Origin of the sequence: Bacillus sp. FSL K6-2944, from assembly GCF_038005385.1 — a bacterium.
Lineage (GTDB): Bacteria > Bacillota > Bacilli > Bacillales > Bacillaceae_G > Bacillus_A > Bacillus_A cereus.
The window spans coordinates 295,253-320,031 of sequence record NZ_JBBOTE010000001.1 but is presented as its reverse complement, the minus strand read 5'-3'; the positions used below and the strand labels follow the sequence as shown (position 1 = coordinate 320,031).

The following is a 24,779-nucleotide window of genomic DNA, read 5'->3' as shown; positions in this document are numbered from 1 at the left end:
GAGGTTTTCCCGACAGCTCCTTTTTATTTTTCTCTTGATGCAATGGTTTGCGCAATCGCATCTCCATGAAATCTTCCGTTCTCGATAAATATTTCATTTGCATTATTTCCAGCAGCAATGACACCTGCAATGAAAATATTTTCAGCATTCGTTTCCATTCTATCCTCTGTATAAATTGGACGTCCTGTTTCTTCATCAATCTGAACACCCATCTTCGTTAAGAAGCTATGATCAGGATGATAACCAGTCATCGCAAATACAAAATCGTTTTTGATTGTAAGAGCTTCACCATCAACTGTAAACGTTAATGTATGCTCAGTAATTTCTTTCACATGAGCCCCAAAATGCATTTGAATTGTACCATTTCGTACTAACGCCTCAAATTCCGGCAAAATCCAAGGCTTTATGCTTGGTGAATACTCACTTCCACGATACAGTACCGTTACACGTGCACCAGATTTAACAAGTTCTAACGCGGCATCTACACTCGAGTTTTTCCCACCTATAACTACTACATCTCGATCAAAATAAGGATGCCCCTCTTTAAAATAGTGAGCTACTTTCTTCAATTCCTCACCTGGAACATTCATATAATTTGGATTATCATAATATCCAGTTGCTACAACAATATATTTCGCTATATATATTTCCTTACTTCCGTCACGCTTTGTCGTCTCAACCTGAAAAGCTTCTCCATCTTTTTGAACTTTCTCCACTCGCTCAAAAGCATTTACACGTACAGATTTACGTCTTACTACTTCACGATAATACGCAAGCGCTTGATTTCGAACTGGCTTACGATTTTCTGTAATAAAAGCTACATCACCAATTTCTAATTTTTCACTAGAAGAGAAAAATGTTTGATGAGTTGGATAATTATAAATGGCATTTACAATGTTTCCTTTTTCAATTACTAACGGATTTATCCCTACCTTTTGCAACGAAATTGCAGCCGCTAATCCGCACGGACCGCCTCCGATTATAATAACTGTTTCTTTCTGCATACTCGTCCACTCCTAGTCTTCTACCAATACACTATTTATAAAAACAAGAAAAAACCTACTTACAGCAGTAGGCACCTATCTTTATTGTATTCATTTTTCATATATTTGTCATCTAAACGAAACGTACATCCGATAGACATCTGCTAAAAACTGCTGAAATTTAATACCTTGTTTCCCTAATACATTCTCAGGATCAATCTTTCTAGCTGGATCAAGCGTTTTATGTGACACGATATCTTTTTTCGGATTTAAGCCAAAGTTTTGGCATAAATACGCATGATACCATGTAAAACGATTATATGCTTCCCAAAAGTTAACATCACCACCATAACAAAGTTCCACTCCAATGGCCGCCTTATTCGCGTCATAGCCATATAAGTCATTATCCGTCGGCACACCATATCGAACATGATACGCAACTTCATTTATAGGAATAATCTCCAATATTGTTTTATCATCTATAAATGTATGCGCCGAAGCTTTCGGTTGTAATTCATTAAAGTAATCTCGATTCCCTATCGCATTGCTTCCAGGATTCCCCGTATCATGGTTTACAATAAATCTCACTTTAGTCAGAGGAATCCCCGGTCGTGAACTTCCATATCCAATATAGTTGCGCTCTATAGGAAACATCGCCATTGCTACCAACTCCCGCTCTAGAAGATTACCTTACTTCCTTATATATGTATTCGGTAGCAATGTCCTTATCGCATATTTCTTACGCGAAGAGAAAATCGAAAATATTTGAAGTGAACACCATAAACAACAAGATACTTACAGCCACTCCATAAAAACCGTAAAACCAAACACAATCTTCTTTCGTATCTAAACCGAAAAATTTATTTACCGATTGTAATAATGTGCCACGCTTGCTTTGTTTGTTTCGTAATACTTCCACTCGCTCTACAACATCTGCTGGCATCATAAATCTTTGGTCTACTGTCATTTTCATCATTTATCTCTCCTTAAAATCATTTCCGTTTTGTTTATCTAAGGAGAGTATAGCACGTTTGTTCGTATAGAACAAGCGTTCTTTTTATTTTTATTTTATTTTTCAGCAAGCCAAGTAAAAATCGAGATTACAACGGCAATAATCGGCCCTACTACAACCACACCAAATACCAAAAACAGTAACCCTTCCCCGAACATCCGAACGGTACTTATTTTTCGAGCTTTCATCGTTCTTGCAAGTTCTCCCTCTAACCTCTTAACCTTCTCTTCTAATTGTTCTACTCGTTCCAGCATTTCATTCTCCATATACAACACCTCATTTAATACTTCAACAAAAAAACGTGATTCCCTCGAAAGGAAATCACGTTTTCTCAAGATATAATATTTTATACCCAACCTCTGAAGCGGCTTGCTTCAGCCATTTTACGAACACCAACCATGTACGCCGCTAAGCGCATGTTCACTTTACGAACTTGTGCTGTTTCATAAATAGAATCAAATGATCTTACCATTACTTTTTCTAAACGTTGTTCTACTTCTTCTTCAGTCCAGTAGTAACCTTGGTTGTTTTGTACCCACTCAAAGTAAGATACTGTTACACCACCAGCACTTGCTAACACGTCTGGAACAAGCAAAATTCCGCGATCTGTTAAAATTTTAGTCGCTTCTAATGTTGTTGGACCATTTGCAGCTTCAACAACGATTTTCGCTTTAATATCATTAGCATTTTCTTCTGTAATTTGGTTCTCAATTGCAGCTGGTACTAAAATATCGCAATCAAGTTCTAACAATTCTTTGTTTGAAATTGTATTGTTAAATAGCTTTGTTACTGTACCGAAGCTATCACGACGGTCTAATAAATAATCAATATCTAATCCGTTTGGATCATGTAACGCGCCGTAAGCATCTGAGATTGCAATAACTTTCGCACCTGCATCATGCATAAATTTAGCTAAGAAGCTACCAGCATTACCGAATCCTTGAACAACAACGCGTGCACCCTTAATATCAATGCCACGTTTTTTAGCAGCTTCGCGAATACAAATTGTTACACCTTTCGCTGTTGCTGTTTCACGTCCATGTGATCCACCTAATACAAGCGGTTTACCTGTAATAAATCCTGGTGAATTAAATTCATCAATACGGCTATACTCATCCATCATCCACGCCATAATTTGAGAGTTTGTGAATACATCTGGAGCTGGAATATCTTTCGTCGGACCTACGATTTGGCTAATTGCTCGTACATAACCGCGGCTTAATCTTTCTAACTCACGGAATGACATTTCACGTGGATCACAGATAATTCCACCCTTACCTCCACCATATGGTAAATCAACAATACCACATTTTAAACTCATCCAGATCGAAAGTGCTTTCACTTCATTTTCTGTTACATTCGGATGGAAGCGAATTCCACCTTTCGTTGGACCAACAGCATCATTATGTTGCGCACGATATCCTGTAAATATTTTAACAGTCCCGTCATCCATACGAACTGGTATTTTCACTGTCATCATACGAATTGGTTCTTTTAATAATTCATATACTTCGTTTGGATAACCCAATTTTTCTAACGCTTCACTAATAACAATTTGTGTTGAATTCAATAGTTCAAAATGTTGTTCCCTTTGTTGTTGTGTTTTTGTTTGAGTTCCCTTTTCGGCTACCATAGTAAGTAAACCCCCTGTAATTTCACTTGTTTAGTAAACCTTCATTGCCTAGTATACACCCTTAAATTTGGAATGCAATAGAAAACGCTAACAAATATATACAAACTATTTTCTGTTGCAAGCGTTTTCACTATTATTATAGTCCTTTTATTACTTTTAGAAAAGTAAAATACTTAAATATTTAAATATTTTTTATTTTCATCAACCACACTCCCATAAAACTGCATATTTTATTTTCAAAAAGTATGTTCGAGTATTTACAATCATCCCTTCCCTTCTCCAAATAAAAACAAAACCTCAGCTATGTTGTATTAGCTGAGGTTTTGTTTTTTCACAAAGTAATTGTGTATTTGTTCTATCGCGTTAACATCCATTAATTCTTTACCGTACTCCATGATGCGATAAATGGTTGCTGTAGACGGATTACCGTATTCCGCTAAAATAGCTATAAAATCCGCCTTTAACAATTGAATTTGTTCCTCTTCTTCCACCCAAAGATAGAAGCGCTCATCCCACGTATATAGCTTTCCGCCAGTTACACCAAGGTTATATAAGCGATTCGACAGGTTAATTACGTCATCTAGCGTAGCAAACTCATATAATATATGCTCACTTTCATCTAGAGTCACTTGCATTTCAATAAACTCGTCACGGAACTCATCATCTGTATCCATTTCTTGATTTTCTTTCGTTACAATTACAACCATCCCTTGCGCTTGTAGAGAAAACACTTCAACTGCAATCGGACCATCTGCTTCAAACCCTAATTCCTTATTTGCTTCTTGCATCATATCACGAAATAATTGCTGTACTTTCGGTGCATTTCTCCATAAATCTTCTTTCGTTAATCCTCGTTCAGATAAATCATCAAATGTTAGAAAAATTTTTATCTTATTGTAATTTAATCGTTCCAGCCTCATCTCATACCCTCCCTACGTAACCAATGCATCTAATTTTTATTATATGAAATAGAAAATAGATGGTTCTTTTCGAACAACTATTCCGACATTTTTAACCATCCATCCCATTCTTCTTTCGTATCACCAATTAAGATTGTTTCAATGTCCAACTGGTTTAGAACGCCTAGCTTTCCGATAAATCCAACAGAAAGAGATTCCCTTTTTTCTTGTAATAAATTTATAAAGTTCATCGTCTTTTTCATTTCTTGTTCGTCAGCAAAAGATATAAATACATATTTCGGCTGTATTTCCTCTACCGCTGATAACATACCATCTTCAGCTAAGCTTGTCCTAATATATATCGCCTCATATCCTTTTAAGCGTAAATAAGTTAAAAAAATAAATCCTTTCAATGCATCCTTTTCTAACACAATAACTTTGTGTAAAGAGGAAAACATTGAGGCATTGTGATACACCATCCCTAGACGCGTTTGTAAAAATGATAGTGCATATTGAAATTGCACCATTGAAATCTCATTATTATTTTTTGACGTTAATAATTTGTCTGTCACTCGAAGAACGATACTGGCAACAACCTTTTCTGTTGAATATATACTAAAAGCTTCGTTTAATAATGCAGCAATTGTAATTTCATCAAATTTTAACAAAGCTTGTAGCAAATCGTCCACTAAAACAACTTCTTTATCGAAATGTATCTCTTTTTGAACTGTACTCTGCAAACGATTCTCTTCTAATAACTGAACTGCTTGTCCAATCATCATACCGGAAGAAACTTTTTCCATTAACCATTTTAAAATTTGAATATGCTCTTCTGTATATAAGCGATGCCCAGCTTGATTCCGCTTTGGGGCAATAATTTGATATCGTCTTTCCCATGCACGAAGCGTACTCGGCTGAACTCCAATTATATTCGAAACGGCTTTTATATTATATTTCCCACTAAGAGTTGGCATCATTTCCCTCCGCACAATGTAATGATATGTGTTTGAGCAGGTGCTCGGAAACGAAGTGGTATCAATGTTGTTCCATACCCATTACTAACAAAGAGAATCGTATTCAAATGGTTATATACGCCACCTTTTAAATATTTTTTAGATGGGAATAATCGGATTTGTCCTCCATGCGTATGTCCACTTAACACAAGTGAAATCTGTTCATTTCCAGACATTTTTTTTATTATATCAGGGTTGTGACTAACTAGGATACGAAAACCATCTTCTTTACAATCCGCCAATGCCAAATCTAGACGATCACGGTGCAATCCAACATCATCTATACCGAGCAAACAAATTTTCTCTCCTAATTCAGACTCAAATACCACTCTTGTATTATCTAAAACTTTTACGTTATTTTCTAATAATAACGCATCTAATTCATGATATTCTATCTCATAATCATTGTTTCCCCACACAAAATATACAGGACCTATCTCTCTTAACTTTTGAATATTCGCAGAGATTTTTGATAAAGAGACACCTTTCTCTGCTAAATCTCCTCCGATAATTACGAGATCTACTTTTCCTTTTACTTGTTCAATTAACAAATTCGAAATGACCCTTCTATGAATATCAGAAATAAAAAACACATTTACTTTTTGAAAACTTTTCGGAAATTCTTTAAATACTAAAGTATGTTCCAACACCGTATTACGCATCGCTTCTTTATACATCACAAAAAGTAATAAAATCCCCATGCCTATGAGAGTACTGAATAATATAATCCATATCATATTTTTGACTCCCTCCTCATAAAGATAATCCTAGGCTTTTATAACAAACTGTGATCGCTTAACTCGCTAGCTTTCTTGCTTTGTGGACTTATCTTTTATCGGAATTTTTAATTCTTGACCTGCACTCACTTCATCTTCCTGCAAGTTATTATACTTTTTAATTACTTCAATTCCATTTCCATCTGAAAAATATTGCTTCGCTATACTTTCTAAAGTTTCTCCCTCTTTCACAGTATGCGTTATTACTTTTTCAGAATGTTTCTGCGACTCAGATTTAGCTGAATCAAAGAAGATTACTTCAAACGCACTTTTTCCAGCATTATTACTATCACCCTTCACCTGAATATATTTATCCGTGTACCACAAAATACTAATCGGCAGAAGAATGAATAGAAATGTTAAAACCCGGACGAAAATGTGATTTATTTTAAACTTTTGTTTTTTCTCTTTATTTCTATGAATTTCACTACGCGGCGGTAAACTTTCTTTTTCTTCCACTCGCTCAACTTCTAATTCCTCTTCAAAATCAGGAATTCGTTTCCTCATGTTGTTCACCACCACCTTCCATTTATTTTCTTAATTGGAGTCCCATTATAAAATCAACAAGAAAGTGTGCAAAGATTGTTATAAACAAATTTCCTGTCCATTCAAATACATAACCAAAGACAAAACTAATAAAACAGACGAAACAAAATAAAAATGGCTTTGTTATATAACGAATATGTAACACTGCAAATACGAAGCTCGCAATTACAATTCCAAAATGAGTCTGTACTACACCTCTAAATAAAAATTCTTCTGCAAAACCAATCAAGAACGTAATAACGAGTAAGTGTAGAACGGACATTCCTCGAAACATCTTATCGTTAATACCACCATCATCAAACCATGACTCCGGAAACACTCGCATTGCAACATAATCTAATAACACAATACCAATCGCTAACAAACCACCTATAATAAGTATAGATACTGGTTCCCATTTCCATAAATTAAAGACTTCTTTTACATCTTGAAATAATATATATGCCAGTAAACAGCCAATACCGATAATAATTAACTGTGTTATATATAGATTCAGCCTTATTTCCTGCGGACTCATATCTTCAACATTATGCCTTTGAATGTTCATCATTCCTCCATCTTTTCTAGGCCGAAAAGCTTTTGTAACTCTGTTTCCCAATTATAGTCGAAATCCGATTGTTGCGCTCGTCTTTTTTTATAATCTTCTTTGGTAATACCGCAATAATCGCAGCAATTAATTAACTCTTGCTCTTTCCTATAACCGAACTGTTGCAGCACATATTCACGTCTACACCCTTTAACTTGTATCCATGACTTCATATTTTCTAGCTCACTATATTTATTACGCAACCTTATTTCTACTTCAGCTATTAATCGGTTCATGATTTCATCTGACAAACCTTCTAATAATAATCTTCGTTGTTGTATAATTCCAACCTGTTCGAGATGATAACGAACGAAACGCCAATATTGCTCATTAAATCTTGCTGCATTATAACAAATTTCTTCTACATCTTCTATTGGTAATTCCTTCGTTTGAAATATTCTTTCTTGTAGTAAAGAAAATAAAAATTTTATTTGTGACTTACTTGGCAATTCATCCTCAATGATTGAAATTGGTAAATCATGATCCAACGGACTACATAATAAAATAGCTATACTCGGTTCGCCATCTCTTCCAGCTCTTCCGATTTCTTGTAAGTAAGAGGCTATATTAGTTGGATAATGAAAATGAATAATATATCGCGTATTCGCCTTATTTACCCCCATACCAAATGCACTTGTGCATATTACAAGTTGTAATTGATCGTTCATAAACTGCTGTTGAATTAACATACGCTCTTCATGTTCCATACCACCATGATAAAAAGCTACACCAGTAACACCTTTCCCTCTCAAGTATTCCGTTAACCTTTCTGTCCACGCTCTACTTGAGCAATATACAATCCCCGGCCCTTGTAAATACATCACCTGCTCTAAAAGCGCCTCTTTCTTTTCTTCTATCGTCTCTACAAATTGCACATCCATTGCAATATTAGGACGATCAATAGAGTATACATGTTCCGCGGCACCCTTTAAATTTAAACTATCTGCGATATCCTGCAGTACCCCTTTTGTCGCTGTGGCTGTCAATGCTAATACTGTAGGAGAACCAATATTTTCAATAACTACATTTAGTTTTTTATAGTCCGGTCTAAAATCATAACCCCATTGAGAAATACAATGAGCCTCATCAACAACAAATAATGAAATATGAATTTTCTTCAATTCCCTAATTAATAACTCCGACTGCAACATCTCTGGTGAAACAAAAATAAATTTATATGAAGATAATTTTTTCATCGCTTCTCTTTTTTCATTTAATGTCCGAAAACTATTAAATGCTATCACTCGGTTTTTCACAACATACTTTAATTGTGTCACTTGATCTTCCATTAAAGATAATAACGGTGATACAACAAGCACTGTTCCTTCTCGCATAAGCCCCGGAAACTGATAGCACATAGATTTCCCTCTTCCAGTCGGAAGCATTGCTATCACATCTTTTCCTTCTAATAAATCTGTAATTACTCCTTTTTGACCTGGACGAAATTCAGAATATCCAAACCACTTATATAAATATTCTTCAAGTTTCATTTACACCCTCCATCCGCGCTAATACAAGACGAACTTCAAAATAAGAGATATCTTCTCCAACCGCTTGTTTCAAAACACGTAACTTCCGCGTTTGCAATGCTTCAATTACTTTTATTACTTTGTCTATCTTTTCTTTTTCCATAAACATTTCAATAGAAAAATCTTTTTCTCGCAAAGCAATTTCAACAAAATGATCTTCTATCGTTGCAACCTTTAAATTCCGAATCGTCGCTATTTCTTCTAAAGAACGTCCTTGTCTCCAAAAATCATATGTTTTTTTCGTGGATAAACTAAATAATTCAGCTCTCTCATTTGGATAAGATATAATTTCAGCTAATAGTGGAAATTCATTTTCTTTATCACGAACTTCTTGTATAAAGAAATGTATTGTACCCCAAAATAAAAAATACACCCTGAATATATCTTGTTTCGTAATTTCTGCTAATTGTTGCAATGTACAACCAATGCGTTCATAACCCGTTAATCGATATGTTACAATCGTCGCTTCTATCGCATTACTCTTTTCTAAAAGATTATGTACTTCCGTCCATAGTTTTCTCGCCAACTCACTTCTCTTATATGGCCTTCCTGTTAGAAAACGTTTCACCCACATCATTATTTCTGTATCTTGCTGAATTGGAATAAATCTCGTATTATTCTGTTGTAAATTTGATATGGTTTGAATAATTAATGATAATCTTTTCCAAAATGTTTCACCTAATTCACCATAATGTAAACCATGCAAATGCGCCGGAAAAGCATAAACTTCCTCCCATTTATGTAACTGCATTTTACCCGTAGGTGTTAACACATATGTATTTTCATGTATTTCTTGAATAAAATCCGCTTGCAACAACTTTGCAACTTCACCATCATAGTCATTTCTATTTAATGATTTATATATTCCGAACAAAAAAGAAATTCGGAACATATTTCCATCTTGTAAAGTTTGCGAAGAACGTTTGCCCTTTAGTAAATAATAAATAGAAGAAACGGTTCTTTCACCATTCAATTGTTTTAAACAATGCAACAAAGTATATTGTATTTGCATGACCGCTTCCACCTTCCAATCTTAACTTCATTCTTTTCAGTACAATTACACTATCTACTGTCGCTCATTAAACTTATCATATAAGAACTATATACTTGTATATATTCTATTGTATCAAACGAAATCATATTTACGTATTTTGAAAATCTTATGACATAATTCAAAAATAAGTTGACACTCTAATTGATAAGCATTATCATTATAATTTTATGTTGAAAAGTTTTACAAACCGTTTTACAATAAGGTTATAATTTTTATGGCGAGCTTTTCACATACATATTATCAGGAGGGAAAAAAGATGGCAAAATATACAATCGTTGATAAAGATACTTGTATTGCATGTGGTGCTTGTGGCGCTGCTGCACCAGACATTTATGACTATGATGATGAAGGTATTGCATTTGTAACATTAGATGATAACCAAGGTATCGTTGAAATTCCAGATGTATTAATTGAAGATATGATGGATGCATTCGAAGGCTGTCCAACTGACTCAATTAAAGTTGCTGACGAATCATTCGACGGAGACGCTTTAAAATTCGAATAGTCTTTTATTAACTTCAAAAAACGCCCCTCCTATTGATGAGGGGCGTTTTTTGTATCTAAATTTTATTTTCCTTAATAAAAAACCATTAGTAGTTTCACACTACTAATGGTTTTAGTATATATTATGCATTTTTCATTTTTGCAAACACCCATACTTTCAGGCGTGAGAATAATGCTACAAATACAATTGTTACAGCAATCCCTTTAATTAAATTAAATGGTAAGATTGCCGTTACAACCGTTGTTTTTATAGCTTCGCTAGACATAGCTGGTGAATTTAAAAACCAAGTGTACGCCGGGAATATGATGATGTAGTTTAATACACTCATAATAAGTGCCATTGTAATTGTCCCTAGCATTAATCCTGTAGTTAAACTCTTCACAGTACGATACTTTCTAAATAAGAAAGCTGCTGGCCCAATAAATAAACATCCTGCAATAAAGTTTGCAATTTCTCCAACTGGTACTCCCGTTAAACTTCCTTGAATCCCGTAATGTAAAATGTTCTTTATCGCCTCTACAATCACTCCTGCTACTGGTCCAAAGATAATTACCGCAATTAGAGCTGGTACATCACTAAAATCAATTTTCAAAAATGGCGGAAGCCCTGGGAACGGGAAATCCAACATCATTAGTAAATATGCAATACTACTTAGCATCGCTACACTCACCATCTGCACTACACTGTTTTTTTGTTTCATCTTTCTCTCTCCTTTTCCATCGATCATCTCATGGAAAGTGGAAAGGTTCTGCTATGCCTATTTTTTCATAGAACGAAAAAACCCTTTGTGTTTTACACAAAGGGAGAATTTAAGGCACATCAAACAGACGTTCAAATCCATATCTTTTTTGAACGCTTGAACCTCCATCTTCTCCCATCCAGACTATACTGTCGGCTTTGGAATCACACCAAATCCTGCCTTAACGGCTCGCGGGCTTAGAACAAAATCATAAATAGTTCATCACCGCCGGTCGGGATTTTCACCCTGCCCCGAAGATAGACCGATATTCTATTTTCCCCTTCATTATACAACAACCTCATAACATTGTGAACTAAAAAATTGTAACTTATTTAAAATTAGTTATTTATTTTTCGTAACAACAAATAAATTGCGAGATATTTTACAATACAATCCATATTTTTTATTATTCGGCATTTCTCTTTTGAATTACCTAGTCATATATAATTAAAAGTGATAAGATATTGAATTGTTAAGATAAGAACATTTTCTGAGTTATGGAGGAAATGTCATGAAAAAAGACAAGAGACATTCTATTCGAGAAGCAATGAAAAAAAACTTAAGAAAAGAATACTTTTACTTAAAAAAAGAATTACTTTTCTACTGCCCAATTGATTTAGGCACATTCTCAAACGAGACATACTATGCTACTTTCGATGAAGATGGCATCAGTATTTATCAGTATGATAAAAAAACAGAAAGTAAATTAAAATTGTGTGAGCGTCATCCGTGGAAGAGTTGGAATAAAGTGAAGATTGATCACTATTTGACAACTTCTCAATTTATTTTTCAGGGTGAGCGAAATTGGATCTTATCTCTTTTTCAAAAAGGAAAAGAAGCTCAAAAAATTATTGAAGAGCATACATCTTTACAAACAGAAGTTGTTTCCCGCTCTTTCTTAAAAAAACTTCCTGGTTTTCGTTCTAATACACCACTGAATAAATACATCGGTAGTATTTGTTACACTGCACTTATTGCATTTTTATTAAAATGGATGATTCCATTTCAAGCACCACAAATCGCCCTGTATTCTATCTCGATTGGTTGTATGCTTCTTGGCCTACTTTGTTTGACAATCGGTTTAATTGAACCGACTATCGTACTGTTTCGAACAAAAGAGAAAACAAGAACAAAAGTTTTTTACTTATATAGCTATTTAGCTATTTCTGGATTTATATGTGTCTTTATTTTTTGGTAAAAGAAGCCGTCCCAAAATAAATTTTGGGACGGTTTTCTTTTAGATATAGATGCTCTGATTCACTCAATAGTTCTAGCAAAAGCGCCCATATAATTTCATTTACATTGAATCTTATTTAAGAAGAACATAAATTTGTTCAAAGTTTAATTTTTGAAGCGTTTCCTTTACTTAACATATAATTGTTGATTAGGATAAATTAGCTCTTGCTGCAATCCATTTTTTTCTTTAATTTCCTTAAGTGTCATACTAAATTTCCGTGCAATACTAACTAAAGTATCCCCTTTTTGTACGACATATAATGACGAAGAAACAACTTCATTTCTTTGTTCACTTAAAACAAGCAATGGGTTCATCGCATTCTTTTTCGCCATCGTCCATCTTCCTTGATGAAGTTCTAGATGTAAGTGCGCACCTCGCGATTCTCCCGTGTTCCCTACTTCTCCAATTTTTTCTCCTTTGGAAATATAATCTCCTTGATCCACATATCTCTTATTTAAATGTGCATATACAGCCTCATATTCTCCGTGTTTAATAAATACAACATTTCCATAACTACTTGAATAATAAGACCTCGTTACCTTACCATCTTGGATAGCTGCCACAGGCGTTCCAATCGGCGCAGCTACATCAATACCATAGTGTTTTCCATGCCTTGTCCCAAAATAATCACTTATCTGACCTTCAACAGGCCATGTCCATCGATTTTCTTCTGCATAAACATGTAATTGAGATACAAACAGTATACTCAATAACATGACACCGCATTTTAAAACTTTCATATACATCCTCCGTTTTCTAATTACCACCATACCTTCTCTATTTTGGTATATTACAGAAAAAAGTATACAAAAAAAGAAAGTGAATTACTCCACTTCCTTCTCTTTCTTATCACGAAAAACTAATGCACTACGGTTATACTCCACATCTTTCACTTGTAATCGGGCATTTATTACTCGAGCTATCGCAAACAAATAATCAGATAATCTATTTACATACTTTAATACAACTTCATTTATTTTCACTTCTTTTTGCAATGATACTATAGAGCGTTCTGCTCTCCTTACAACAGTACGTGCAATATGAATAGTAGCCGCTGCCTCGCTACCACCTGGCAAAATAAAGCGTTCTAGTGGCGGGGCTTCTTCTATATATAAATCAATCTTTCTTTCTAAACTTTCAACCATCACAATTGTCACTTTATAAGGAATTTTTTGTTCCACTATTGCCAAGTCTCCTCCGCAATCAAATAGTTCATGTTGAATATTTTCGAGCTCATTGTAAATATCTATAAAAGCCCCGCCTTGAAGCTTAGTCATTGCATATCCAATATGAGAATTTGCCTCGTCTATTGTTCCATACGCTTCCACACGGATATCATCTTTATCAACCCTGCCACCTATTACACTTGTCGTTCCTTTATCTCCTGTTTTTGTATATAATTTCATTTCTTCACAGCACCTCTCTTGTTATTCTTTATTCGAGCAACATAGAAAAAAGTTCTACCATTCTTTATTTAATTGAGTTTACAAAAAAATAAAAAACAGCAGAACTTTATTCATTATCAACTTTAAAAACGCATATCTAAATTATACGATTCGGTAAATATACAGAGAATGTAGTTCCTTCTCCAACAACACTTGATACAGAAATTTTACCATCATGGCCTTGAACAATATTTTTCGCAATCGCAAGCCCGAGTCCTGTTCCACCCTTTTTCCCACGTGTTCTTGCTTTATCAGCTTTATAGAAACGATCAAATAAAAATGGAATATCTTCTTCTGGAATGCCTGCACCCGAATCTTGTACTTCAAAAATAAGACCGTTATTTTTCGTATCAATTACAAGCGTTACATGTCCGCCTGCATTCGTATGACGTATTGCGTTATCAATTAAATTCGTCAATACTTGTTCCATACGATCTGCATCAAACGGGTATTGTTCAATTGGACCTTTGAAATCAACCGTTAACGCGACCTCTTTATCCTTTGCAATCCCTTGGAATTTACGACCAATTTTTTCAACAAACGGATGTATATCCACTTCACCAATATGTAACTCTACATGACCGCTTTCCATACGAGCTAAATCTAACAATTCATTTACAAGTTTACCTAAACGAACAGATTCATCATAAATAATTTGAACAAACTCATCTATTTCCTCTTTCGTTTGCACAATATCATCTAAAATCGCTTCACTATACCCTTGCAGCATGACCATTGGTGTACGAAGTTCATGTGATACATTCGCAATAAAATCTTGACGCATCTTTTCAAGACGACGTTCTTCCGTCATATCTCGCAGTACTGCTACAGCTCCACGAATTTTCGTTTGATTGTAAAGCGGCGTCATAAGAACTACATAGTTTCCTTTTTGTAAATTAATTTCAACAACTTGTTGTTGTTCGCTTTCTACAACGAGATGGAATAATTCCACAAGTTCAGAAGGTAGTTTTTTACTGAGCTCTATCTCTTTTTCTTCTTGCCAAACTTGTAAGAAATGTTCGGCCGGCGGATTGATTACAACGACTTCACCTTCTTGATTTAACGTAATAACCCCATCTGCCATACTACTCAAAATACTTGCTAACTGCTCTTTTTCTTGTTGCAAGGCGTTCATATTAAACTTCAACTGTTTTCCCATTTGATTTAAGGCCGTTGCAAGCTCACCAATCTCATCCTGAGATACCATAGGAGCCTTTGCATCAAACTTCCCACGTGACACTTCAAAAGCAACCTCACGCATTTTACGAAGCGGTGCTGTAATCCGAGTAGATAAGAAGAACGCAAAGAAAGTTGTTAATATAATCGCAATTCCAGCCGATAAGAAAATAAAATCAGTTGTTCTTTCCATACCTTGTATCGGTACTTGTAAAGATTCATATACGAACACTGCACTTTGATTTTTTGATTGCACTGGTTTTCCGACGATCATAATATCATTTTCGGTGTTTTTATTCTTCCTACTATTAGACGCTTTTCTAATATTATTCTTAATTTCTTTTTTGTCTGTAAACACAGCCGCTAATTCTTTATCTTCTTTTAAGTCATCCATTGTAAGAGTGACTAACCCTTCTTGTTTCGGTGAAGAAGAGATTTCTTTACCATCTTCTACAATAATAATCCTTGAAAGTGGGTCAGAGAATTTGTAAGCGATATTCTCAATCGTTTTTACATCGGCACCTTCTTCAATTAACTCTGAAACACTTGTTGCAACTTTTTGAAGCCTAGCTTCACTCATATCAACATAATACGTTCTAAAAAACTGTGAAAGTAAAATCGCAACAAATCCAAGAACAAACGAAACGAGAAGTAATATGGTCATCCATAACTTCCCTACTACACTTCTCCAAAGCATCAGTCGTTCACAACCTCAAATTTGTAACCTACACCCCAAACAGTAACGATCATTTTCGCTGCATCTGGTGATTTTTTGCTTAACTTCTCACGTAAACGCTTTACATGTGTATCAACTGTACGTAAATCTCCGAAGAATTCATATTGCCATACTTCTTTTAACAGTTGCTCACGATCGAATACTTTATCAGGAGCTTTCGCTAAAAATAATAGTAACTCATATTCTTTCGGCGTTAAGTTTACTTCATTACCATCTGCAGTAACACGGTGTGCATCGTTATCAATTGTTAAGTGCGGGAATACAGTAACATCTTTTGTCGTTGTATCTTGTGTAAAGAATGTTGTTGGTACAGCACGACGTAATACCGCTTTCACACGTAGTACGACCTCACGTGGACTAAATGGCTTTACAATATAATCATCTGTTCCAACTTCAAATCCTTGTACTCTATTTACTTCTTCACCTTTTGCTGTCAGCATAATAATTGGTGTCGCTTTCTTCTCACGAACCCCTTTACATACTTCAATGCCATCTTTACCAGGCATCATAAGATCTAATAAGATTAAATCGTAATCATTTTGCAACGCCATTTCTAAAGCTGTATCACCATTATCTGCTTCTTCAATCGTATATTGTTCTCTTTCTAAGTACATTTTCAATAAACGACGAATACGATCCTCATCATCTACAATTAAAATTCTTGATTCATTTTCCATCTCTACCCGCTGCGCACTCTCACCTCAGCGGTTCACACCTACCCTTCTTTAACTATTATGTTGCGCTATTCTCGTTTATTTAAGCAATCTTCTAAATGTTTCACTTCCCATATTATGCTTCACAAGAATAATAAATTTTGTTCATTTTTTTTCCAAAACTATGTATTTTTTTTGAACAGCATATAATGTCCTCGACATCATTTTACAAAATCAACCGCTACTTTGTCATGTTTTTCTCAAAAAAGAAGAAAAGTTGACAAAAACAAAATAGGAAAGTGACATGCACTCCCCTATTTTATTTCTCTATGCATATGAATGTAAACCGGCAATAATTAAGTTTACTACAATAAAGTTAAACATAATGATTGCAAAACCAATTACTGCAAGCCAAGCTGACTTCTCTCCATGCCATCCTTTTGATAGGCGTAAATGTAATACTGCCGCATAAAAGAGCCAAGTGATAAGTGCCCAAACCTCTTTTGGATCCCAGCCCCAAAAACGTGTCCACGCTATTTGTGCCCAAATCATCGCAAAAATTAATGCACCTAATGTGAACACTGGGAATCCAATTGCAATAGATCGATATCCGATTTCATCTAGTAAATCACTATTCGTATTCTTTACTAACGGCTGAAGTGCCGCCGATACTCGCTTCCGTAAAACAAGTCTTAATACAATATACAGTAATGTTCCAACTAACACTGACCAAATAACAGTATTTAATTTTTTCGCATTTACAATCGCTGGAACTTCAACTGCCGGTTCTAATTTATTTTCTGTCAGTAACTTCCCTTCGTGCGGTCCAACTAAAGCCGGAAGATTGTATTTCATTTCCACTTGTTGTTCATTTTTATCAATCCATTGAAACTTCGCTTCATATTTCATACTAGAAAATACCGTTGTTACTCCAATAAATCCAACTGTACAAACAAGTGTAAATACTACCGTCTCTAGCCAAAATGTACGTTTACTTCTCGTCGATTGATCTACATTTTTCAATAAATACATAACACCTGTAATAAAACTAATCGCTAAAATGGCTTGTCCTGCTGCTGCCGTCGTCACGTGAATATGTAACCAATTACTTTTTAAAGATGGAATAAGCGGGGATATTTCCCTCGGAAACATACTTGCATAGGCAATTAATAAAAGCGCAACTGGTAATGCAAATAGTCCGATTATGCTTACACGGTACATAAAATACATGACAATAAATGCTCCTACAAGCATCATGCCGAAAAATGTACCGAATTCAAAAAAGTTACTAACTGGCGCATGTCCTGATGCAATCCACCTTGTAACAAAATATACTGTTTGTGCAATAAACCCTAAAATTGTAATCGTTATTCCTACATTTGCCCATTTATGACCCTTTTCTTTAATTGCTCCCCCGAAAAATAGAGTGGCAATTAAATATAAAATAAATGCGGTAAAGAGAAAGTTACTACTTATTTGCACCATATCGTTTCCCCACCTTAACTAATTTTTTTATCAATTACTTTATCATTTGGCTGTGGAATTGCTGTACCTTCTAGTACTCTTTCAATATCTTTCTTTAAACCGAACCAATTTTTATTTGTATGCCCTGCAATCCACCATTCATCATTAACACGTTGTATCCAAATACGGCGATGATTCCAATACATACCTTGAATGACACCAACCATAAATATAAATCCTCCAATGCCGAGAATCCAAAGCGTTAAATCTTTTCTTACAGTAAGTGCTGTTGCATTTTGCATTTCAACACCTGCAAACGACATTTTATATTTGTTGTTTCCATCTGGTTCTATATTTTGCTGAATACCAACAAAACTCACTTCACCATCTGGTGTTTCAGGTGTAAACATTTTAAATACAAATGCAGGATTGTTTGGTAATTTCGTTTTTGTATTTGGTTTTCCATTCTCATCAAAATAAAAATCAGGAAAATAGCTTAATAGTTCTAGAGAATAACCATTTCCTAAATCATATTTTTCCTTAGGATTCGTTAAATCTACTTTAATTGGTCCCCACTTTTGATTATTTTCTTTATTTTGCAAGTTAAAGGACATACTTTTAAATTCACTTTCTTTATAATCCACTTGATACACTGCAAATTGATCAAATTTCAGTGGTTCATTCACTCGAATTTCCGCTTCTTTTACTTTTTCTAATTTCGGTTTTTGTCCTGCTATATTTTCTCCTACTGCTTTATATAATACGGCATTCGTTTGGAAGTTTTTCGCAATCATTTTATCGCCTACACGATCAATCGCTTCATCAAAAACTTCCTTGTCCTTACTTTTATCATAAACTTCTTTTATAAATTTCTCGTTTTTTAAGTAGTATTGTCCATCCGTCCCTGGTATTTCTTTCGTTTCACCGTCACGTAACCAAAGTGCTTCGTCTACGTACATACTCGGTAAAAAACGAAGCATCGCACCGAATAAAAAGATAATAAGACCGATATGATTTACATATGGACCCCAACGCGAGAAGCGTCCCTTTTCTGCTAAAACGTTTCCGTCTTCCACTTTCACGTTATAGTTTCTTTTCTTTAAATTCTCTTGCACTCTTTCCAGGTCACCTTCTTGCGGTGTACCAGTCCCATATAATCTCTGTCTCTTTAAAAAACTAGGATGTCTTTTTACGCCTTGCTTTTTTAAAGCTTTATAAAGTGGAATAACGCGGTCTAAACTACATATCACAAGTGAAATACCGATAGAAGCAATCAAAATCATATACCACCATGAACCGTATAAATTATTAAACCCTAATTGATAGTATAATTGTCCTAAAAATCCGTATTCTTGTTTATAATATTCAGCTGGTGCAATACCTGGAGTTATGTACATTTCTTGCGGAAATATAGTTCCTATCGCTGATGCAGCTAAAGTTATTACGATTAGCCATACACCTACTTTTACAGAAGAGAAAAAGCTCCAAATTTTATCGACTATTGTTTTTGTCTGCGTGAGAGATCTCCGTGCACTCCCCTCATAGCGCATATCCAATAGTTTTGCATTTTCATTGCTTTCAAATGGTTTCCCGCAAGCTTCACAAAAAACGGTTCCTATCGGATTAACATGTCCACATTCACATTTAATTTCTTTCAACACTCTCACCGCCCCTGTATCTATATGTACTATTGTATATTCTAACCTCGAGTTACCGCAATACTCAGAATTTTTAAACCAGAGGCACTATAAACACGCACCCCTTATGTAAAGGCTTTCTTTATTACGGAGTAATTTTCTTTAAATACCCTTCTAACTGTTCTTTCGTTTGTTCCCCTATAATTTGCTCCACTACTTTTCCATCTTTATCAATCAAAAAGCTTGTCGGTAAAGGACCTACTCCATATGTTCCTATAATCTTTTGTCCTTTATCAATGGCAACTGGGAATTTCAAACCATATTGGTTCACAAAGTTCTTTACTGCAATATCCGTTTCATCTGCATCTAACGCTATGATTTCAACGCCTTTTTCTTTATACTTTGGATATAATTCATTCATATAAGGCATTTCTTTTTCACAAGGTTTACACCACGTGCCCCAAAAGTTTAAAAATACACCTTTTCCCTTTAAATCTTTTAGTTCAATTTTCTTTCCTTCTAAATCCGTCACAATAAAGTTAGGTGCTTCTTTTCCGATTTGCATTTTCTCTTTATTAGCAAAGAATCCTTGATAAAGGGTAAATCCTACAGCACCACATAAAATGAGTAGAATAATAACGCGAAATAATAAGCGATTTTTCTTCATATTACCTCTCCTCTCCTCTCCTCGGTAAATGTTATGTATTATCTTCTGTAAATGTTGTATTGAATAAATCACCAGCAGAGCACTCCACTGGTGAATTTTTAACTCTATAGCTTATCTTGGCTTTGTAGAAGCAAGCGCGCGTAATTGTTTCACCTCATGTGGTGTCAATTCTCTCGCATCACCAGGTCGCAGGCTTCCTACTTCTAAGAAAGCATAACGTTCACGTTTTAATTTCACTACTTTACAGTCTAACGCTTCAAACATACGACGTACTTGACGATTACGTCCTTCATGAATTGTTAATTGTACAATAGCCATCTCTTTACGCTTGTCCCAAGAAATAATTTTCACACGTGCTGGTGCTGTTTTACCGTCTTCTAACGTAACACCGCGTTCTAACATGCGAATTTTCTCACCTGTTAATGGCCCTTTTATTTTTGCAACATATGTTTTTTCAACTTTATATCTAGGATGCATTAATACGTTTGCGAAGTCCCCATCGTTTGTCATTAATAATACGCCAGACGTATCATAATCTAAGCGTCCGATTGGGAATAAACGTTGTGTAATTTCCGGGAAAAAGTCCGTTACAACACTTCTTCCTTTATCGTCTGATACACTTGAAATTACGCCAGTTGGTTTATATAGTAAAAAATAAACAGGTTCTTCTTTTTCAAGAGGGATATTATTTACTTCTACTTTATCTTGAGGAGTTACTTTTGTCCCTAACTCTTTCACTATTTTTCCATTAACTTTCACTTTTCCTTGCTGAATTAATTCCTCAGCCTTTCTTCTCGATGCAATACCTGCTTGCGCAATCACTTTTTGTAATCGTTCCATTTCTTTTTTTCACCTCGAATTTATCTTACCTTACATTAGAAAGACTTGGCAACCGCATACGCTTTACGGCTATTCGCTTCATCTTACTTAAACAACATAGCGATGATAATAAACATATAAAGGTCAAATCATGTTTTTACCCTTTATTATTGTCCATATTTTTCATATTTCTCACAATAAAAGTTCATCATTTTGTCAAAAATACCACATAAAAAAACCACTATTAAGCTACACCTTAATAGTGGTCGTATACGTATTATAAGCGAAATAGCGTAAAAAATGAATAGTATTACTGAAACAATAAAGAAACGAACACAATTGAGCATATAATCCCGATTAAATCTGCAAAAAGTCCTACTTTTAGTGCATCCCCCATTTTTCTAATCCCAACCGCTCCAAAATATACAGTTAAAATATAGAAAGTCGTATCTGTGCTCCCTTGCATCGTAGAAGCCAATCTCCCAATAAACGAATCTGGCCCATATGTTGCAATTAAATCGGTCGTAATACTTAAACCAGCAGAGCCTGAAATAGGGCGTATAAGTGCTAAGGGTACAATTTCTGCTGGAACATGGATCAAATCTAACATTGGCTTCATTACCGATATCATTGCATCTAACGCACCTGAAGACCGGAATATAGAAATAGACACAAGCATTCCAACCATAAACGGTAAGATGGAAATTGCAATTTGAATCCCTTCTTTTCCTCCCTCAACGAACGATTCATACGTCGGCACTTTCTTTATTGTGCCATATAAAAGGATAAAACCAATTACACAAGGGATTACCCATAAGGAAATTGTATTTACAATGCTCATTTTTTCCGCCCCTTTCTACTCCTTCTTCGGTAAAAATAGCGGTCAATCCAAATTGCCCCAATCATAGAAAGTACTTGTGCAATAAATGTTACCCCAACAATTTCAGTAGGATTCGCTGATTCATACGTCATTCGAATGGAAATGACTGTCGTAGGAATTAATGTAATAGCTGATGTATTTAATGCTAGAAACGTCACCATAGAACGGCTCGCCGAATCCTTTCCTCCATTTAACTCTTTCAGTTGTTCCATCGCTTTAATACCAAGAGGGGTCGCTGCATTACCTAGACCAAAAAAGTTTGCCATCATATTTGATAGAATAAATCCCATAGACGGATGATCCTTTGGTATTTCTGGAAACAACCTTTTTACTATCGGCATAAAAAGTGTAACTAATTTTTTTAACAATCCGGCTTCCTCTGCAATTTTCATTAAACCGAGCCAAAATACTAAAACACTAATAAGTCCTATACAAATCGTTACCGCATCTTTTGCTCCGTCAAATACAGCTTTATTCACTTCTTCCATCGTTCCATTTATCATGGCGTATACAATCCCAATGACAGCCATCGCTACCCATACGAGATTAACCATCGTTCCCAACACCTATCATGTAAGAAAAAATTTCTTTCACATTATTCCAGTAAAGTCCCGTTGTAGCTACTAACTTTCGTTTACTATAAAATAAATTCCGTTCTCCAACTTTTTCATTACCAACATAAATGTCTGTCTTCCCAACCTTTACTCCATCCGTAAGTTTTGTACTTTTATCGAGTTCAACTTTTAATACTACGTTCTTTTTTTCTTCTTCAGTTAACGGTACCGAAAAACTATTTTTCGTATAAACATGGTTGGCATACTTCTTTTCATTTATTTCAGCAATTGCTCCTTGTCCTAAAACTTTCGTTTGTTTGAAACGGTCAAAACCTTTATCAAACAAATTCATATGATCATCCCAATCACTAGAGGCACTCAAAGTTACGACAATTAAATCTAGTCCACCTTTTGATGCCGTTGTAACAAGCGTTCGCCCAGCTTTCTTCGTAAAGCCTGTTTTTCCCCCTGTTGCAAATTCATAATAAGACGTTACCAGCTTATGTTTATTTTTCCACGGGTAATCCCAAGAATCTGATTTATATGTTTTGGTTCCAAAGATTTTCTTAAATGTCTCGTTTCCCATTGCATATTTCGTTAATAATGCCATATCGTAAGCCGACGAATAATGTGATCCATCTCCATCTAAGCCATGAGGGTTTGAGAAGTGCGTATCTTTCATTCCAATTTCTTTCGCTTTTTGATTCATTAAATATACGAATCCATCTATACTCCCACCCACACTTTCAGCAATTACTTGCGCTGCGTCATTACCAGATCTAAGCATGAGTCCGTATACTAAATCTTCTAACTTCACTTTTTGTCCAGGCTTTAAATAGATTGCCGATCCTTCCACCCTCACCGCTTCATTACTAACTGATACCATTTCTTTCATCTTCCCTGATTCAGCAGCTAATAAGGCGGTCATAATTTTTGTTATACTAGCAATTTTTTGAGGCTCATGTTCTGCCTTTCCGTATAATACACGACCAGACTGTTGCTCCATTAATACAGCATTTCGAGCACTAACATTGCTGTTCATCTTTGCATATGTAGGAATCGGCATAACGCTTGCATACATCATAAGAAGCGTAATGATTACACAAATTCGTCTCATATTTCCCCCCACGTCCTTTTGGCACTTTTTGTACAAGTGTATGCTTGGCCTTTTAAAATATGAACGAAATCTTCCTTCTACTTCCATTAAAAAAGACGCAGAGAATTTGCGTCTAATATGGTGTCCATTCAATTTGTTTCGCAGTTTCAAACCTTTTTTCTACATCAGGCCAATTTACAACATTCCACCAGTTTTTAATATATTCATCTTTTCGATTTTGGTATTGTAAATAATACGCATGTTCCCAGACATCTAGTACAAGGAGCGGTATCGTATCCCATTGTGTAAATAATTGATGAAGTGTACTTTGCAAAATTTCTAACCTTCCAGACCGGGGTACCCAAACGAGAATTGCCCAGCCTGAACCTTCTACTTTAGAGGCTGCTTCTGTAAAATGTTTTTGGAAACGTAAAAAGCTCCCAAAATCTTGTTCAATTTGTTGTGAAAAAGTTCCTCTTGGACTTCCACCACCGTCTTTTTTCATGTTATTCCAAAATATCGTGTGTAAGTAATGACCTGACCCATGAAAAGCCGCTTCCCTTTCCCAATGCTTAATTAAATCAAATTTATTTGTTTTTCTCGCTTCTTCCATCATCTTCTCTGCTTTATTTAATCCTTCCACGTAACTCCGATGATGTTTATCATGATGTAACATCATAATTTCTTTAGAAATATACGGTTCTAACGCATTATATGGATAAGGTAATGGCGGGAGTGTATGTCCTCCAATTGGGACAGCTCGTTCACTATCCCCTCTTTCATATAATTCATATTCCTCTTCTTCTTGCATAAATACTTCCTGCAAGTGATGCTGAATATGTTCTACATCATCGCTTATTTCATACATAAACTCTGCATCTGTTTCATACTCATGCTCTTTCATACGCTCTAATAACGTCTGAATTTTATAAGCAAGCATATGGACATCATACACTTCCATTGCGCGACTATCTAACACGTGAAGAACACTTTCACACCAATTTTCTACTTCATGAAAGTAATCTGTAAATACACCTTGCTGATTCATGTTGCACCTCCCTAATGCTATCCACTTAACTATATTCAATGAAAATCCCTTATATAACTGTACAAAAGGAAAAGAAGCTAAGTCACCTTAGC

The 24,779-nt window shown here is 35.2% G+C and carries 27 protein-coding genes and 1 riboswitch; of the genes, 2 read left to right on the top strand and 25 right to left on the bottom strand.

All coding sequences use genetic code 11. From position 1 onward, the window contains the following. Window positions 1-23: 23 nt before the first annotated feature. The 12 genes from MHH55_RS01760 to MHH55_RS01705 form a co-directional block, all read right to left on the bottom strand. On the bottom strand, window positions 24-1,004 hold the full coding sequence (locus MHH55_RS01760; protein WP_001168522.1) for a YpdA family putative bacillithiol disulfide reductase: 981 nt from the start codon (window positions 1,002-1,004) through the stop codon (window positions 24-26). A 108-nt stretch (window positions 1,005-1,112) separates the two neighbouring features. Further along, entirely contained in the window at window positions 1,113-1,643 is a 531-nt protein-coding gene (locus MHH55_RS01755) for a peptidoglycan recognition protein family protein (protein ID WP_078186184.1), read from the bottom strand. Between the two features lie 79 nt (window positions 1,644-1,722). After that, window positions 1,723-1,959, bottom strand: coding sequence for a DUF3961 domain-containing protein (locus MHH55_RS01750; protein ID WP_001983018.1), 237 nt, complete (start codon window positions 1,957-1,959; stop codon window positions 1,723-1,725). Window positions 1,960-2,051: 92 nt separating this feature from the next. After that, the gene (locus tag MHH55_RS01745; RefSeq protein ID WP_000426763.1) at window positions 2,052-2,261 is read right to left on the bottom strand and encodes a hypothetical protein; all 210 of its coding nucleotides are present in this window, start codon (window positions 2,259-2,261) and stop codon (window positions 2,052-2,054) included. Between the two features lie 80 nt (window positions 2,262-2,341). Continuing rightward, window positions 2,342-3,628 carry an NAD-specific glutamate dehydrogenase gene (gudB, locus tag MHH55_RS01740; protein WP_000225173.1) on the bottom strand — a complete coding sequence of 429 codons (1,287 nt, stop codon included), beginning with the start codon at window positions 3,626-3,628 and terminating at the stop codon, window positions 2,342-2,344. 311 nt (window positions 3,629-3,939) lie between these two features. Then, on the bottom strand, window positions 3,940-4,548 hold the full coding sequence (locus tag MHH55_RS01735; protein ID WP_001235402.1) for a genetic competence negative regulator: 609 nt from the start codon (window positions 4,546-4,548) through the stop codon (window positions 3,940-3,942). A gap of 77 nt (window positions 4,549-4,625) precedes the next feature. Then, a complete protein-coding gene (locus tag MHH55_RS01730; protein WP_139362396.1) occupies window positions 4,626-5,501 on the bottom strand; it encodes a MerR family transcriptional regulator in 876 nt (291 codons plus the stop codon). Beyond that, window positions 5,501-6,277: a metallophosphoesterase gene (locus MHH55_RS01725; protein WP_000637791.1), complete on the bottom strand. Its 777-nt coding sequence runs from the start codon at window positions 6,275-6,277 to the stop codon at window positions 5,501-5,503. Before MHH55_RS01725 ends, MHH55_RS01730 begins: the two co-directional genes overlap by 1 nt. A 66-nt stretch (window positions 6,278-6,343) precedes the next feature. Beyond that, the gene (locus tag MHH55_RS01720) at window positions 6,344-6,823 is read right to left on the bottom strand and encodes a LysM peptidoglycan-binding domain-containing protein (RefSeq protein ID WP_001231553.1); all 480 of its coding nucleotides are present in this window, start codon (window positions 6,821-6,823) and stop codon (window positions 6,344-6,346) included. A 22-nt stretch (window positions 6,824-6,845) separates the two neighbouring features. After that, the gene (locus MHH55_RS01715) at window positions 6,846-7,409 is read right to left on the bottom strand and encodes a CPBP family intramembrane glutamic endopeptidase (RefSeq protein ID WP_001025780.1); all 564 of its coding nucleotides are present in this window, start codon (window positions 7,407-7,409) and stop codon (window positions 6,846-6,848) included. Then, entirely contained in the window at window positions 7,409-8,938 is a 1,530-nt protein-coding gene (recQ, locus tag MHH55_RS01710) for an ATP-dependent DNA helicase RecQ (RefSeq protein WP_000762973.1), read from the bottom strand. Before recQ ends, MHH55_RS01715 begins: the two co-directional genes overlap by 1 nt. Beyond that, window positions 8,928-9,989, bottom strand: coding sequence for a helix-turn-helix domain-containing protein (locus MHH55_RS01705; protein WP_001167003.1), 1,062 nt, complete (start codon window positions 9,987-9,989; stop codon window positions 8,928-8,930). The genes recQ and MHH55_RS01705 overlap by 11 nt, the downstream gene beginning before the upstream one ends. Window positions 9,990-10,287: 298 nt before the next feature. On the opposite strand from MHH55_RS01705, the gene MHH55_RS01700 reads away from it, so the two are divergent. Next, the gene (locus tag MHH55_RS01700) at window positions 10,288-10,536 is read left to right on the top strand and encodes a ferredoxin (protein ID WP_001151993.1); all 249 of its coding nucleotides are present in this window, start codon (window positions 10,288-10,290) and stop codon (window positions 10,534-10,536) included. A 121-nt stretch (window positions 10,537-10,657) separates the two neighbouring features. Here MHH55_RS01700 and MHH55_RS01695 read toward each other — a convergent pair whose 3' ends face one another. Further along, window positions 10,658-11,236 carry an ECF transporter S component gene (locus MHH55_RS01695; RefSeq protein ID WP_078186186.1) on the bottom strand — a complete coding sequence of 193 codons (579 nt, stop codon included), beginning with the start codon at window positions 11,234-11,236 and terminating at the stop codon, window positions 10,658-10,660. A gap of 162 nt (window positions 11,237-11,398) precedes the next feature. Further along, window positions 11,399-11,538: riboswitch (FMN riboswitch) on the bottom strand. A 248-nt stretch (window positions 11,539-11,786) separates the two neighbouring features. Between MHH55_RS01695 and MHH55_RS01690 the strand changes: the two genes are divergently transcribed. After that, window positions 11,787-12,473, top strand: coding sequence for a hypothetical protein (locus MHH55_RS01690; protein WP_000710837.1), 687 nt, complete (start codon window positions 11,787-11,789; stop codon window positions 12,471-12,473). A 164-nt stretch (window positions 12,474-12,637) separates the two neighbouring features. Here MHH55_RS01690 and MHH55_RS01685 read toward each other — a convergent pair whose 3' ends face one another. The 12 genes from MHH55_RS01685 to MHH55_RS01630 form a co-directional block, all read right to left on the bottom strand. Continuing rightward, entirely contained in the window at window positions 12,638-13,252 is a 615-nt protein-coding gene (locus tag MHH55_RS01685) for a peptidoglycan DD-metalloendopeptidase family protein (protein WP_000866117.1), read from the bottom strand. A gap of 84 nt (window positions 13,253-13,336) precedes the next feature. Next, the gene (locus MHH55_RS01680; RefSeq protein WP_000781268.1) at window positions 13,337-13,918 is read right to left on the bottom strand and encodes a cob(I)yrinic acid a,c-diamide adenosyltransferase; all 582 of its coding nucleotides are present in this window, start codon (window positions 13,916-13,918) and stop codon (window positions 13,337-13,339) included. A gap of 136 nt (window positions 13,919-14,054) precedes the next feature. Then, entirely contained in the window at window positions 14,055-15,830 is a 1,776-nt protein-coding gene (gene resE, locus MHH55_RS01675) for a sensor histidine kinase ResE (protein ID WP_000964677.1), read from the bottom strand. After that, on the bottom strand, window positions 15,830-16,546 hold the full coding sequence (gene resD / locus MHH55_RS01670) for a DNA-binding response regulator ResD (protein ID WP_000426861.1): 717 nt from the start codon (window positions 16,544-16,546) through the stop codon (window positions 15,830-15,832). Before resD ends, resE begins: the two co-directional genes overlap by 1 nt. A gap of 303 nt (window positions 16,547-16,849) precedes the next feature. Further along, on the bottom strand, window positions 16,850-18,007 hold the full coding sequence (gene resC / locus MHH55_RS01665; protein WP_000250083.1) for a cytochrome c biogenesis protein ResC: 1,158 nt from the start codon (window positions 18,005-18,007) through the stop codon (window positions 16,850-16,852). Between the two features lie 14 nt (window positions 18,008-18,021). After that, entirely contained in the window at window positions 18,022-19,647 is a 1,626-nt protein-coding gene (resB, locus tag MHH55_RS01660; RefSeq protein ID WP_000910522.1) for a cytochrome c biogenesis protein ResB, read from the bottom strand. A gap of 121 nt (window positions 19,648-19,768) precedes the next feature. Continuing rightward, the gene (gene resA, locus MHH55_RS01655; RefSeq protein WP_000742192.1) at window positions 19,769-20,290 is read right to left on the bottom strand and encodes a thiol-disulfide oxidoreductase ResA; all 522 of its coding nucleotides are present in this window, start codon (window positions 20,288-20,290) and stop codon (window positions 19,769-19,771) included. A 111-nt stretch (window positions 20,291-20,401) separates the two neighbouring features. Then, window positions 20,402-21,130 carry a 23S rRNA pseudouridine(2605) synthase RluB gene (gene rluB / locus MHH55_RS01650; protein ID WP_000440556.1) on the bottom strand — a complete coding sequence of 243 codons (729 nt, stop codon included), beginning with the start codon at window positions 21,128-21,130 and terminating at the stop codon, window positions 20,402-20,404. Window positions 21,131-21,419: 289 nt separating this feature from the next. Continuing rightward, window positions 21,420-21,950: a spore maturation protein SpmB gene (spmB, locus tag MHH55_RS01645; protein ID WP_000029514.1), complete on the bottom strand. Its 531-nt coding sequence runs from the start codon at window positions 21,948-21,950 to the stop codon at window positions 21,420-21,422. Continuing rightward, the gene (gene spmA / locus MHH55_RS01640; protein ID WP_000247811.1) at window positions 21,947-22,543 is read right to left on the bottom strand and encodes a spore maturation protein SpmA; all 597 of its coding nucleotides are present in this window, start codon (window positions 22,541-22,543) and stop codon (window positions 21,947-21,949) included. The genes spmB and spmA overlap by 4 nt, the downstream gene beginning before the upstream one ends. Beyond that, window positions 22,536-23,660 carry a D-alanyl-D-alanine carboxypeptidase DacB gene (gene dacB, locus MHH55_RS01635; RefSeq protein ID WP_001252638.1) on the bottom strand — a complete coding sequence of 375 codons (1,125 nt, stop codon included), beginning with the start codon at window positions 23,658-23,660 and terminating at the stop codon, window positions 22,536-22,538. Before dacB ends, spmA begins: the two co-directional genes overlap by 8 nt. Before the next feature lie 112 nt (window positions 23,661-23,772). Further along, window positions 23,773-24,687 (bottom strand): superoxide dismutase, encoded by a 915-nt coding sequence (locus MHH55_RS01630; RefSeq protein ID WP_001075741.1) that lies wholly within the window; start codon window positions 24,685-24,687, stop codon window positions 23,773-23,775. Between the last annotated feature and the right edge of the window lie 92 nt (window positions 24,688-24,779).

What these genes read in the sequence shown, in the direction of transcription:
- MHH55_RS01760 (WP_001168522.1), bottom strand. Translation starts at nt 1,004, where the DNA reads ATGCAGAAAGAAACAGTTATTATAATCGGAGGCGGTCCGTGCGGATTA.
- MHH55_RS01755 (WP_078186184.1), bottom strand. Translation starts at nt 1,643, where the DNA reads ATGGCGATGTTTCCTATAGAGCGCAACTATATTGGATATGGAAGTTCA.
- MHH55_RS01750 (WP_001983018.1), bottom strand. Translation starts at nt 1,959, where the DNA reads ATGATGAAAATGACAGTAGACCAAAGATTTATGATGCCAGCAGATGTT.
- MHH55_RS01745 (WP_000426763.1), bottom strand. Translation starts at nt 2,261, where the DNA reads ATGGAGAATGAAATGCTGGAACGAGTAGAACAATTAGAAGAGAAGGTT.
- gudB (WP_000225173.1), bottom strand. Translation starts at nt 3,628, where the DNA reads ATGGTAGCCGAAAAGGGAACTCAAACAAAAACACAACAACAAAGGGAA.
- MHH55_RS01735 (WP_001235402.1), bottom strand. Translation starts at nt 4,548, where the DNA reads ATGAGGCTGGAACGATTAAATTACAATAAGATAAAAATTTTTCTAACA.
- MHH55_RS01730 (WP_139362396.1), bottom strand. Translation starts at nt 5,501, where the DNA reads ATGCCAACTCTTAGTGGGAAATATAATATAAAAGCCGTTTCGAATATA.
- MHH55_RS01725 (WP_000637791.1), bottom strand. Translation starts at nt 6,277, where the DNA reads ATGATATGGATTATATTATTCAGTACTCTCATAGGCATGGGGATTTTA.
- MHH55_RS01720 (WP_001231553.1), bottom strand. Translation starts at nt 6,823, where the DNA reads ATGAGGAAACGAATTCCTGATTTTGAAGAGGAATTAGAAGTTGAGCGA.
- MHH55_RS01715 (WP_001025780.1), bottom strand. Translation starts at nt 7,409, where the DNA reads ATGAACATTCAAAGGCATAATGTTGAAGATATGAGTCCGCAGGAAATA.
- recQ (WP_000762973.1), bottom strand. Translation starts at nt 8,938, where the DNA reads ATGAAACTTGAAGAATATTTATATAAGTGGTTTGGATATTCTGAATTT.
- MHH55_RS01705 (WP_001167003.1), bottom strand. Translation starts at nt 9,989, where the DNA reads ATGCAAATACAATATACTTTGTTGCATTGTTTAAAACAATTGAATGGT.
- MHH55_RS01700 (WP_001151993.1), top strand. Translation starts at nt 10,288, where the DNA reads ATGGCAAAATATACAATCGTTGATAAAGATACTTGTATTGCATGTGGT.
- MHH55_RS01695 (WP_078186186.1), bottom strand. Translation starts at nt 11,236, where the DNA reads ATGAAACAAAAAAACAGTGTAGTGCAGATGGTGAGTGTAGCGATGCTA.
- MHH55_RS01690 (WP_000710837.1), top strand. Translation starts at nt 11,787, where the DNA reads ATGAAAAAAGACAAGAGACATTCTATTCGAGAAGCAATGAAAAAAAAC.
- MHH55_RS01685 (WP_000866117.1), bottom strand. Translation starts at nt 13,252, where the DNA reads ATGAAAGTTTTAAAATGCGGTGTCATGTTATTGAGTATACTGTTTGTA.
- MHH55_RS01680 (WP_000781268.1), bottom strand. Translation starts at nt 13,918, where the DNA reads ATGAAATTATATACAAAAACAGGAGATAAAGGAACGACAAGTGTAATA.
- resE (WP_000964677.1), bottom strand. Translation starts at nt 15,830, where the DNA reads ATGCTTTGGAGAAGTGTAGTAGGGAAGTTATGGATGACCATATTACTT.
- resD (WP_000426861.1), bottom strand. Translation starts at nt 16,546, where the DNA reads ATGGAAAATGAATCAAGAATTTTAATTGTAGATGATGAGGATCGTATT.
- resC (WP_000250083.1), bottom strand. Translation starts at nt 18,007, where the DNA reads ATGGTGCAAATAAGTAGTAACTTTCTCTTTACCGCATTTATTTTATAT.
- resA (WP_000742192.1), bottom strand. Translation starts at nt 20,290, where the DNA reads ATGAAGAAAAATCGCTTATTATTTCGCGTTATTATTCTACTCATTTTA.
- rluB (WP_000440556.1), bottom strand. Translation starts at nt 21,130, where the DNA reads ATGGAACGATTACAAAAAGTGATTGCGCAAGCAGGTATTGCATCGAGA.
- spmB (WP_000029514.1), bottom strand. Translation starts at nt 21,950, where the DNA reads ATGAGCATTGTAAATACAATTTCCTTATGGGTAATCCCTTGTGTAATT.
- spmA (WP_000247811.1), bottom strand. Translation starts at nt 22,543, where the DNA reads ATGGTTAATCTCGTATGGGTAGCGATGGCTGTCATTGGGATTGTATAC.
- dacB (WP_001252638.1), bottom strand. Translation starts at nt 23,660, where the DNA reads ATGAGACGAATTTGTGTAATCATTACGCTTCTTATGATGTATGCAAGC.
- MHH55_RS01630 (WP_001075741.1), bottom strand. Translation starts at nt 24,687, where the DNA reads ATGAATCAGCAAGGTGTATTTACAGATTACTTTCATGAAGTAGAAAAT.